12 protein-coding genes and 1 other RNA gene are annotated in these 11042 nt (G+C 43.3%); 2 read left to right on the top strand and 11 right to left on the bottom strand.

Annotation, left to right across the window (positions count from 1 at the left end):
- Positions 1 to 345 precede the first annotated feature (345 nt).
- The 5 genes from ffs to QM830_RS09390 all read right to left on the bottom strand — a co-directional run bounded on the left by ffs (position 346) and on the right by QM830_RS09390 (position 4671).
- An RNA gene (gene ffs, locus QM830_RS09410) (signal recognition particle sRNA small type) lies at positions 346 to 440 on the bottom strand.
- A 39-nt stretch (positions 441 to 479) separates the two neighbouring features.
- Positions 480 to 989 carry a tRNA adenosine(34) deaminase TadA gene (tadA, locus tag QM830_RS09405; RefSeq protein ID WP_003016809.1) on the bottom strand — a complete coding sequence of 170 codons (510 nt, stop codon included), beginning with the start codon at positions 987 to 989 and terminating at the stop codon, positions 480 to 482.
- Between the two features lie 302 nt (positions 990 to 1291).
- Positions 1292 to 2023 carry a hypothetical protein gene (locus QM830_RS09400; protein ID WP_414326675.1) on the bottom strand — a complete coding sequence of 244 codons (732 nt, stop codon included), beginning with the start codon at positions 2021 to 2023 and terminating at the stop codon, positions 1292 to 1294.
- 496 nt (positions 2024 to 2519) lie between these two features.
- On the bottom strand, positions 2520 to 3164 hold the full coding sequence (locus QM830_RS09395; RefSeq protein ID WP_414326673.1) for an HAD family hydrolase: 645 nt from the start codon (positions 3162 to 3164) through the stop codon (positions 2520 to 2522).
- 214 nt (positions 3165 to 3378) lie between these two features.
- Positions 3379 to 4671 (bottom strand): adenylosuccinate synthase, encoded by a 1293-nt coding sequence (locus tag QM830_RS09390; RefSeq protein WP_371496713.1) that lies wholly within the window; start codon positions 4669 to 4671, stop codon positions 3379 to 3381.
- A 375-nt stretch (positions 4672 to 5046) separates the two neighbouring features.
- Here QM830_RS09390 and hslO point away from each other — a divergent pair, with 375 nt between their 5' ends.
- Together hslO and dusB are read left to right on the top strand one after the other, a co-directional pair.
- Complete coding sequence (hslO, locus tag QM830_RS09385; RefSeq protein ID WP_414326671.1) at positions 5047 to 5919, top strand: Hsp33 family molecular chaperone HslO; 873 nt, start codon at positions 5047 to 5049, stop codon at positions 5917 to 5919.
- Complete coding sequence (dusB, locus tag QM830_RS09380) at positions 5906 to 6883, top strand: tRNA dihydrouridine synthase DusB (protein ID WP_009731818.1); 978 nt, start codon at positions 5906 to 5908, stop codon at positions 6881 to 6883. Before hslO ends, dusB begins: the two co-directional genes overlap by 14 nt.
- Before the next feature lie 157 nt (positions 6884 to 7040).
- On the opposite strand, the gene QM830_RS09375 is transcribed toward dusB, so the two are convergent.
- The 6 genes from QM830_RS09375 to QM830_RS09350 form a co-directional block, all read right to left on the bottom strand.
- Positions 7041 to 7367, bottom strand: coding sequence for a hypothetical protein (locus QM830_RS09375; RefSeq protein ID WP_414326669.1), 327 nt, complete (start codon positions 7365 to 7367; stop codon positions 7041 to 7043).
- 10 nt (positions 7368 to 7377) lie between these two features.
- Complete coding sequence (locus QM830_RS09370) at positions 7378 to 7920, bottom strand: DUF3278 domain-containing protein (protein WP_414326667.1); 543 nt, start codon at positions 7918 to 7920, stop codon at positions 7378 to 7380.
- Between the two features lie 17 nt (positions 7921 to 7937).
- The gene (locus tag QM830_RS09365; protein WP_414326665.1) at positions 7938 to 8132 is read right to left on the bottom strand and encodes a helix-turn-helix transcriptional regulator; all 195 of its coding nucleotides are present in this window, start codon (positions 8130 to 8132) and stop codon (positions 7938 to 7940) included.
- Positions 8133 to 8249: 117 nt separating this feature from the next.
- Positions 8250 to 9026, bottom strand: a complete 777-nt coding sequence (locus tag QM830_RS09360; RefSeq protein ID WP_414326663.1) for an NUDIX domain-containing protein — start codon at positions 9024 to 9026, stop codon at positions 8250 to 8252.
- Entirely contained in the window at positions 9027 to 9881 is an 855-nt protein-coding gene (gene pnuC / locus QM830_RS09355) for a nicotinamide riboside transporter PnuC (RefSeq protein ID WP_414326682.1), read from the bottom strand. It abuts the gene before it with no gap.
- A 22-nt stretch (positions 9882 to 9903) separates the two neighbouring features.
- Entirely contained in the window at positions 9904 to 10965 is a 1062-nt protein-coding gene (locus QM830_RS09350) for an AAA family ATPase (protein ID WP_009731825.1), read from the bottom strand.
- Between the last annotated feature and the right edge of the window lie 77 nt (positions 10966 to 11042).

Genomic DNA, 11042 nt, shown 5'->3' with positions numbered 1-11042 from the left:
ATGAATTTCAAGATGACTATAGTGAGTGATAGCCCTCACGTCGCTTCACTCCTCAGGATCAATATCTCTAAGTTTGGTTACGCCTTACAGGCTAATTTCATGTTACGCTATAGCCCTCACGTCGCTTTGCTCCTCAGGATCAATATCTCTATGTTCGGTTGCGCCTTACAGGCTAATTTCATGTTACGCTATAGCCCTCACGTCGCTTCGCTCCTCAGGATCAATATCTCTAAGCTCGGTTGCGCCTTATAGGCTAATTTCATGTTACGCTATAGCCCTCACGTCGCTTCGCTCCTCAGGATCAATATCTCTAAGTTCGGTTGCGCCTTACAGGCTTACCTCACTAAGAGCTATAGAAAAAGAGCACACAGTTCACTTCGCTTAGGGCTGCTGGATTCCTCCCCTGACCCGCTTCACGCAGAACTGTTGCTCCGATAGGTATTATATCATAAATTGTTCGATTTGCAAAGGTCCGGTTTTTATTCTTGTGTTTCGGCCTTGGCTGCGAGTTTGGCTTGTTTTTTTCGTTCTCGACCTTGGCGGAAGAAGGTCTGCATGATGGCTGCACATTCTGCTTCCAAGATTCCTGTTTCTACTTCGACTCGGTGATTGAGGCGTTCATCTGCCAAAATGTCGTAGAGACTACCTGCTCCACCGAACTTCTGATTGGTCGCCCCGTAAATCACCTGGGGAATCCGAGCTAGACCAATGGCACCACTACACATGACACAGGGCTCAATCGTGACAAAAAGCGTCGTATCCAGCAGGCGCCAGCTATTTTCACGCTGATTGGCCTCCTCGATCGCCATGATTTCCGCATGCATGACCGCCCGCTGCAGCTCCTCACGCGCATTATGTCCACGCCCGATAATCTGACCATCCTTGACCAAGACACAGCCAATCGGTATTTCATCATTGGCGAGGGCAATCTCCGCCTCCTTCAGGGCTTCCCTCATAAACATCGCTTTTTCCTCTATCGTGTAGTCCATCTCTTCCTTCTTCCTTTTAGTTTCTTTGTTCATTATACCATAGGCAGCTTACGACTCACAAAAAAAGCCGCCGATTGGGCGACTCTTATGGGAGATTATTATGAAAAAGTTTAGGAGGTTTAAACAAAGTTAGGAGGTCTTTGTTTATGCTTCTAGTATAGCTGGCCTATCTTAAATAAAGCTTAAGTTCTCTGAGTATTGATGATTTTGGAAATATCACCACTTAGAATCTCAAAAATATCTGACAAATTGCTGGCTTACTACTATCCGCTTTGTCGCAGAACCAACTATTGTGGCATCGCTCATCCTTTACGTAACTCAAGGATTTGGTCATAGCGCTCTTCTTCATCAATATGATGGGCTATTTCTAGTACCGTGATCGGCAAAGAAAAGATTAGGTCTCTAACCAGACGACTATTTTTTTCGTCCAAAGCTGATGTCACTTCGTCCGCTAATAAAATATCCTTCTCGCGTAAGAGAAAACGAGCCAACTCTAATCTGACACGCTGACCTCCTGAATCTTGTAAACGACGATTCATGATGAACTGAGGAATAGGTCTCATAATCGTAAAAATGACAAAAATAAGTCCTAAGAGAAAATTTTGTGAAACAATATAAATGGCTGTAACAAGGGCGACAAATCCCCAACTCACCATAACATTTATATTTTCCAAATAATTATCGCCCACATATTCCATATCTTGAGTTAGCAGACTAACTTTTTCATCATTGGAAAATTTAGGATTCAATATGACTTTCTTAAATAAAAGGGCACGGACACTTTTGTTGATTTCTCTTCGGAATATATTGTGCGAATAGTTTGAAAACAGCATCAGACTATAAATAACAAGATAGACAGACAAACCAAATAAAACAAAATTGAGAATTTTTCCATAAGAAAGGCCGTCTTGATCTAACTTCAAGGCCTTCGTTAAAATCAGAGGTTGCGCCAACACCAAACCACTATTCACAATACGCCCTAAAAAAATAGGAAAAAGATACTTCTTATCAATGTACTTATAAATATTTCTCATAATTATCATCCATCAAAATAGAGGGCTAGCACAACCCTCTTCTCTAATTTATTTAAAATCGTGATTATTTACAATCACAATTATAGTTAAATACTCTAGGTTTAGCATTCATTTTGTCATCGAATTTGTTATTCACTTTAACCTTCATGATATCTTCCTTTCTAGTCCACATCTAAAATGTCATTATAAGATTTTGACAAAGCGAAAAGTGCTAAATTTTTACGAATTTTTTCCTTCACACTTTTACATAATCACATCATTGCTGTCGACTACTCTATTCAATTCATTCGTAAGAAAAAATGAATGATTGGTTTTAGTATTAAAATACAACGTACCATCATCAGTACTATATTTTAATATATATCGTGACAAATTCATATTATCACCTCTTAATCTGTGTGACTTAACCTACAGTAAGTATACACCGATAGAAATGTTAAATCAAGCAATATTCAGCAGATTAGAAAAGTTCCAACTTTTAATATTTTGGAAAAGGTTATCCTATAAAAGCTGCAATTTCGCCAACTTCTTGGGCAATATAGGTGGCGCCAGCTTCTTCCAATTCTTCCCTGCTACCAAAGCCATAAAGGACGCCGATAGAATCAAGCTTTTGCGCTTGAGCGCCCAGCACATCGTGCTCCCTGTCTCCAATCATGATGGTATGCGCCAAATCTGTAATCTGATTTTGCTCTAAGGCATACTGTATAACATCGCTTTTTTTACTACGTTTTCTGTCCATGGTCGCGCCGGCTACAAAGTCAAAATAGTCATACAAACCAAAATGCTTGAGAATTTGAATGGAAAATTCTTCAGGTTTTGACGTAGCTACAATCAACTGTTTGCCAGCCTGCTTGAGAGAAGCCAGCAAGTCAGGGATACCTGGATAGACCTCATTTTCATAAAGGCCTTTTTCGGAAAAATACTCATGATAGTAGTCAATGGCCTTTAAACATTCTTCCTTAGAAAATCCATAAAAGCGCTCAAAAGAATCCTGCAAGGGCGGACCGATGAAAACCCTCAATGCCTTCTTGTCTGGCACTTGAATCCCATATTTTCCTAAGGCATAGGCCACTGAGTTGGTAATCCCTAGTTCTGAATTGGTCAAGGTGCCGTCTAGGTCATATAAAATTGTTTGATACATTTTTTCCTCTTTCTGCTTTCAAAAAGAGGCTGGGACAAAAGTCCTAGCCTCTCAATTATTTTTGGATTGTTGTGCAAGACGCAGTGGTTGAGTGGGCTCTACTACACTGATTTCATCAGCTTTTACAGCCCTACTCAACTGTGCGGAGGTGGGACAACGAAATCGAATTCTAACGAATGACCGATTTCTGTCCCACTCTCTTGTCTTCACTTGCTTATAAACTTGACCAAACACTTTCCAAGATATTGGTTTGCTCGCGACCTGGTCCAACTGAGAAGGTCGAAATGCGGACTCCAACCAGTTCGCTGACACGGCGAACATAATTGCGGGCATTTTCTGGCAGGTCTTCTAGACTGCGGACACCAGTGATGTCTTCTGACCAGCCTGGCAATTCTTCATAGATTGGCTTGCAGCGCTTGAGCTGCTCCAGACTTGCTGGGTAATGGTCGATTCGCTCCCCATCCAAGTCGTAGGCTACACAGATTTTGACTGTATCCAGACCACTCAAAACGTCAATGGAGTTCAGCGAAAGATTGGTAATTCCTGATACGCGGCGACTGTGGCGCATCACAACGGAGTCAAACCAGCCCACCCGACGCGGACGGCCAGTCGTTGTACCGTATTCATGACCCACTTCGCGAATGCGTTCGCCCACTTCATCAAAAAGCTCTGTTGGGAACGGTCCATCACCGACACGGCTCGTATAGGCCTTGCAGACACCAACTACCTTGTCAATCTTGCTTGGACCAACACCTGAACCAATCGTCACCCCACCTGCGACTGGGTTTGAAGAGGTTACAAATGGATAGGTTCCTTGGTCGATATCCAACATAACCCCTTGGGCTCCTTCAAAGAGCACGCGCTTGCCGTTATCCAAAGCATCGTTCAAGATGACGGAAGTATCGGTTACATATTGCTTGATTTGTTGACCATATTCATAGTATTCTTCAAAGATATCATCAAATGAAAGAGCCTCTGCATCATAGAGTTTGGTAAATTGACGGTTCTTTTCTTCCAAGTTGATACGAAGACGTTCCGCAAAGACGTCGCGGTCCAAAAGGTCCGCGATCCGGATTCCCACACGCGCAGCCTTGTCCATGTAGGCTGGTCCAATCCCTTTGATGGTCGTTCCGATTTTGTTGTCGCCTTTAGACTCTTCTTGGAGACGGTCCAATTCGATATGGTAAGGAAGGATGACATGGGCACGGTCAGAGATGCGAAGGCTGTCCGTTGATACTCCTTCTTCATGGAGATAAGCCAACTCTTTGACCAATGATTTAGGGTTGACCACCACGCCGTTTCCGATGACAGAGATCTTTTCAGGGAAGAAGATACCTGAAGGAATCAAGTGCAACTTGAACTTTTTGCCGTCAATCACGATAGTGTGACCAGCATTGTCCCCACCTTGATAGCGAGCAATGACTTCTGCATTGGCTGATAGGAAGTCTGTAATCTTCCCTTTTCCTTCATCACCCCATTGGGTTCCTACTACAACAACTGATGTCATAATTCTTTTTCATATACCATAGATAGTTCCCTATCTATGCCTTTCTTCAAACTAGGGGCAGGAGTCTCACCTGCAAGTTTGTCTTACACCCTATTATAAGAAATTTCCTTATTTTTTTCAAGGTCAGCTATTTCTTTGCTTAGTTTTTTACCCTTAAAATCTGCTTCTCATTTTCCGAACATCCATCTTTTGACCTGCATTTCCAATATTAAAAAATGATCGTTCGTCTTTTGCCTTCTTTACTTCCTAAAACAGATCCTATTCTATTCAGTTTCTAAGCGAAGCTTTCCCCTGAAAGATTTTATCCCTTCACCGTCTAAATAAATCAAGTTACTCCCTTCACCTCTTTCCCTTTTTTATGCTAAAATAGAAGCTATGGACAAAATTATTAAAACTATCTCAGAAAGTGGCTCCTTCCGCGCCTTTGTACTAGACAGTACAGAGACCGTGCGAGCAGCCCAAGAATACCATCAGACACAAGCAAGCTCAACAGTGGCCCTCGGTCGGACCCTGATCGCAAGTCAAATTCTCGCTGCCAATGAAAAGGGAAACACCAAGATAACGGTGAAAATCCTTGGTACTAGCTCACTGGGTGCTATTATCACTGTGGCAGATACACAAGGAAACGTCAAAGGCTATGTGCAAAATCCTGGTGTGGATATCAAGAAAACAGCGACCGGTGAAGTTGTGGTCGGACCATTCGTCGGAAATGGGGAATTCTTAGTGATTACCGACTATGGCACAGGCAATCCTTACCACTCCATGACGCCCCTGGTCACTGGAGAAATCGGTGAAGACCTGGCTTATTACTTGACTGAAAGCCAACAAACCCCATCTGCGGTTGGACTCAATGTCCTACTTGATGAAGAAGACAAGGTCAAGGTTGCGGGTGGTTTCTTGGTCCAGGTCTTGCCAAATGCCAAGGAAGAAGAAATTGCCCGCTTCGAAAAACGGATCCAAGAAATGCCGTCCATTTCTAGCCTTTTGGCCTCTGACGACCATATTGAAGCCCTTCTTGCTGCCATCTATGGCGAAGAGCCATACAAACGTCTCTCTGAAGAAGAACTTCGTTTCCAATGCGACTGTAGCAAGGAACGCTTCATGGATGCCCTGGCTAGCTTGCCAGTCAAAGACCTTCAAGAAATGAAGGACGAAGACCAGGGAGCAGAAATTGTTTGCCAATTCTGTCAGACAGCTTATCACTTTGATGAAAACGACTTGGAGGAACTCATTCGTGACAAATCTTAATACACCTTTTATGATTGGGAACGTCGAGATCCCAAACCGGACGGTCCTAGCCCCCATGGCTGGAGTGACCAATTCAGCTTTCCGGACCATTGCGAAAGAACTCGGAGCAGGGCTTGTGGTCATGGAAATGGTCTCTGACAAAGGGATCCAATACAATAACGAAAAGACCCTGCATATGCTCCATATCGATGAAGGAGAAAATCCTGTATCGATCCAGCTCTTTGGTAGCGACGAAGATAGCTTAGCACGAGCAGCTGAATTTATCCAAGAAAATACCAAGACCGATATCGTCGATATCAACATGGGCTGCCCAGTGAATAAAATCGTGAAAAACGAGGCCGGTGCAATGTGGCTCAAGGATCCTGATAAGATTTATTCCATTATCAACAAGGTCCAATCCGTCCTTGATATCCCCCTCACTGTTAAAATGCGGACAGGTTGGTCAGACCCTTCTCTAGCAGTGGAGAATGCCCTCGCAGCTGAAGCCGCAGGTGTCTCTGCCCTTGCTATGCACGGAAGGACTCGGGAGCAAATGTACACTGGTCACGCTGACCTCGAGACCCTTCACAAGGTTGCGCAAGCTCTGACCAAGATTCCATTTATTGCAAACGGAGACATCCGTACGGTTCAAGAAGCGAAACAACGCATCGAAGAAGTCGGTGCCGACGCGGTCATGATTGGCCGTGCCGCTATGGGCAATCCTTACCTTTTCAATCAAATCAATCATTACTTTGAAACAGGCGAAATCCTGCCTGATTTAACCTTCGAAGACAAGATGAAGATTGCTTATGAGCATCTGAAACGCTTGATTGATCTCAAGGGCGAGCACATTGCCGTCCGCGAATTCCGTGGCTTAGCCCCTCACTACCTCCGTGGAACATCTGGCGCTGCCAAACTACGCGGAGCCATCTCGCAAGCTAGCACCCTAGCAGAGATTGAAGAACTCTTACAATTAAAAGCATAAAAATAGGACCTTATATGAACTACACCCCCAAAGTTAGACTCAAAACATCTAGCTTTGGGGGTGTTTTTATTATGAAATTGACAGATGAAAGAAATTTCGAAGTAAGCGAGTTGTTAAATCTTCTTTTGCATGGATAATTTCTTCTAAATGAACGATGTTACTTTGTTTCTTTTACGAATTGATAGAGATAATAAAGATAAGTGATAGAAGAAAGGATAGCGATAGTGAAAAGTAAATAATAGTTCCAATTGCTTGAAACGGCTTTCAGCTGTGGTAAGGATATAATCATAAAGCATAATGCTAAGTTAAGTATGCGCGTTTTTTGGGAGTCTATCTTTAGATAAGTCAATCCTTTATTGAGTGCTGGAAGAAAGACTAGAACGAGGACTATATCATAGAGCGGCAAGTTTCCTGAAATGATGATGAAGGTAAGGAGAGAACTGAATAAAAGATGATAGGTAAGTAACGTTACTAGTGATTTCATAAGTTTCCTCCTAATTGTCGTCTTGATCTTCCTTGGCTTTTCGAATGCGAAATGAGACACTCATTTGCATCACCAAGCCGAAAAAGAAGGCTGCGAAAAGGATTGATATAAAATGACCTAGATTGAAAAGAGAGATAAGATAGTTCTTGCTATTATCCGTTAAGACATTGAGAAGTGGTATTCCAAAGAACATGAAAACTCCATAGAGCAGACCAGCTTTGATGCCAGGATAGCGTAACTGTTTGCTTTCTTTTTGGCTCAACATTTCAGGGTCAATGGCTGTGATGCCCGTTTTCTTGGTTTGGGAGACCACATAGAAAGCAGACAGCATCGCAATGCAAAACACCACAAGAGGATAGCCAATAGCGACAATTTGAGGATATTTATAAGCAAGGACAAAGGGAATGAGATTGCCAAATATCATTAGGTAAAAGAGGACCATAAAAACTTTATTTCCAATGAGATCTGCCTCGCGTCGCTTGTGTTCATCAAGTGGTCCTGAAATGCCGTATGTGCGTTTAATCAGTTTTTCAGTAAAGGTTTCTTGTTTCATTTTCTTTTTCCTTTTTGTTAAAAATCATCTTCCCAAAAGAGACTATTGAGGTCCGCTTGGAGGCTACGGGCGAGATTGAGACAGAGTTCCAGGGTCGGATTGTACTTGTCGTTTTCAATCATGTTGATGGTTTGCCTCGAGACACCGATATCCTTAGCAAGCTCAAGCTGGGAAATCCCCAATCTCTTGCGGAATTCTTTTACACGGTTCATATTTGCTCCTATTAAATTAATGTCGTATATATTTGACCATAGTATAGTATTTCTTGCTAAAAAAAGCCCTCAGCTACGAAATGTAACTGAGGACTGGTGGAATAGACCTCGCTCGACCTAGTCTTTTAAGCGATAGGTCTTCCGTGGTTTTTTCTTAGGAACCCGCTTGACGCCCACTTCTTCTACGAATTCTCCGAACTTCACGAGGAAGTTATTGCTAACCATCGGACGTCCCGGATTGATCAGATTGACCAATTCCGTTGCTTCATAGACGGTAAAGGGCTCCTCTAACAGATGAAGGAAGGTTGGATTCCAGTCCAGACGTCCTTGAATCCGCTTGATCGATTCTTGAATGATTTGATAGTGGTCAAAGGCAAAATCAGAAGCAGTTAAAGCCTCTCCCTCTAGCAAGCACTGGGACTTTTTAAAATCGACGTCTAGAAAAACAACTTCCTTGGCATCGTCACCTGCATGGGCCAGCTCCACTGCTTCTGCCGGCAGATAGACCAAATGGGCGATGGTAATGACCCAGCCCCTAGGGTCACGGCCAGGGGTAGAAACAGTCAAGAGCTGCTCCACCTTGTTTACAGTGAGATCAAGCCCGACTTCTTCTTTGACCTCTCGGATGCAGGCATGGGTCGCATCTTCATCCTTGTTCACAAAGCCACCCACTAAAGCTAGACGGTGTTGATAAGGATGGGCCTTGCGTCGAATAGCTAAAAGCTTGATCTTGCCTTCAACAAAACAGTAGGCCACCATATCGGCTGTGACACTTGGGGTTTCATAAGTCGGTAGGTCTTGTTCCTTGTACCACTTGAGAAAGTCCTCTTCACTAGCAACTGTCTCGAAATACTCCTTCTCCGTCATTCCTGCTGGAATTAAGAGACTGGTCATTTAGGCCACCTCCTTCTTGAGGGCTTTGGTCCATTGGTACCAGCCCACTAGGCTATTCAGCGTGTAAACCCAGTACATCCCTTGAATTTGAATACTCTGATCCCACCAGAGATAGATACTAAAGACGTTGGTCGCAATCCAGAAGATCCATTGCTCCCGGTAAAGGCGGGTCATGAGGAGCTGGCCAACTCCATTGGTCGCATCGGTGATACTATCCCGGAAAGGACGAGCACTATGGATACTCTGATAAGCGAAGCCCATACCAATCCAGATCACGGCACTCAAGGCCAAGTAGCGCATCCACTCGATCAAGGTCAATTTCTTGGCTTCAAAGTGAGATTCTTCCGCCTTGCCTTGATCATTAATCCGATTGGAGAGCCAGACATAGAGACCGATCGGTTGCATAATAAAGAAATAAAGAGTTGTAAGGACTTCCCCATAGAAGTTTTTATTGAGGGCTAAAACGAGGTAAATCGCTGAATTCACTGCCCCAAAGAGGTAGTTACTGGCACGCCCTTCTGCAACCAGGATAACACAGACAATGCCTGTCCAAGAGGCGAACAGTCCCAGCCAATCATGTTGTCCTATAAAATTTGTCCAATCTATAGAAAAAGTACCATCAGAAAGAAAAAGAAAAAGAAGTTTGATAAAAGATTGTATTTGAGTCATAAACTCTAATAAAAAGGGGACGCTGGAAAGAAGAAGAAGATAAATCCATTGAAAGGCTGTCCGTCCCATGAAAAGATCCTTCCATAGGAGTTTCATAATGTTGACAAAGCCTTGTTTTTTCGCTTCTTTGTGGACATTTCTAAAGTCTTGGATAAAGGTTGAGAATTTTTTAGATAGGTTGTTCATTAGGTTATTCATAAGTTGCTCCTTAGTCGGCTTGGTAGATGGCATCAATAACGTTCTTGGCTTCTTCGTAGTTGCCAAGATAGTCTGAGGCGAGGAAAGTTGTCGGAATGTTTCCTAGGTATTGCTGGCGCAATTGATCTAGGTAGTTAGAAAAACTGGTGCGGATCTCTTCATCGGCCATGCTCATGTCTCGGAAACCATCATTGACATAAGAACCAATAGGCTGAACAAAGAGGATCAGATCCCATTTTTCCTTGGCCAGAATGCTGACGAAAAGATTATCGAAGGTATCGTTCATGCCGGCATCCTGTCCTTCGACTTCCATATAGTAGTCGTAGTAGCCTTTGGTTACCAGGGAATTGGTGTCCGCGATGACAAGGCCTCGATTGGCACTACTATCAATGAGTTTAGAGGTTTGATCGTACTGACCTAATAGTAGGTAATAGTAATCTTTGGGCGTGAGCTCATCATCCCGAACATTGTTCTTGATCTGGTATTCACGCGCATACTCTAGACTAACCGGCGCGTCGTAAAAGCGAGCCAAGTCCTTGGCAAGAGTCGTTTTCCCGTTGCTAGCGCTCCCCATGATCAAAACCTTTTTTGTAAACTGGCGACGGAAGGGTTGGGCAATGTACTTCCAGTATTTGCTTGGATTTTCCCGAATCATGGTCGCTGATATCCCAAAGCGGCGTTCCTGTAAATGAACTTCAAACCCTCTGGCTTCCAGCTCTTCCTTGTAGGCCTGCTCTCCCACATAAAAGATCAACTCCTCTGCCTCTGTTTGATATTGAATGGTTTCTAGAGCTGTTTGTAACCAAGGTTCCCAACCCAGCGGATAACGTGGAAGCTCTGTTTCATCTAGTTTATAGACTTGGGTCAATTCATCATTTGAGAAAGCCTCACGGATATAACGGAAGCGTTTCTGTAAGGTCAAGCCCACTTCTTCGCCTCGATCCCCTTCATAACCAGACACAACTACGCGAACGCGATCACATTGGCGTTTCGCTCGTTGAATGAGATCAATATGTCCTTGATGAAGAGGAGCAAAGGTTCCAAATACAACAGCGATTCTTTCTTTCTTCATACTAGCTCCTTTTTATAATTTTTTATAAATAGATTTTCTTTATGTTTTTATTATATACTATATTTTCTATCTGTCAA

This window comes from Streptococcus sp. OMI750 (genome assembly GCF_047463895.1).
GTDB lineage: Bacteria > Bacillota > Bacilli > Lactobacillales > Streptococcaceae > Streptococcus.
Note: the sequence above shows the minus strand (reverse complement) of the source record. Positions and strands in the feature narration are given on the sequence as shown.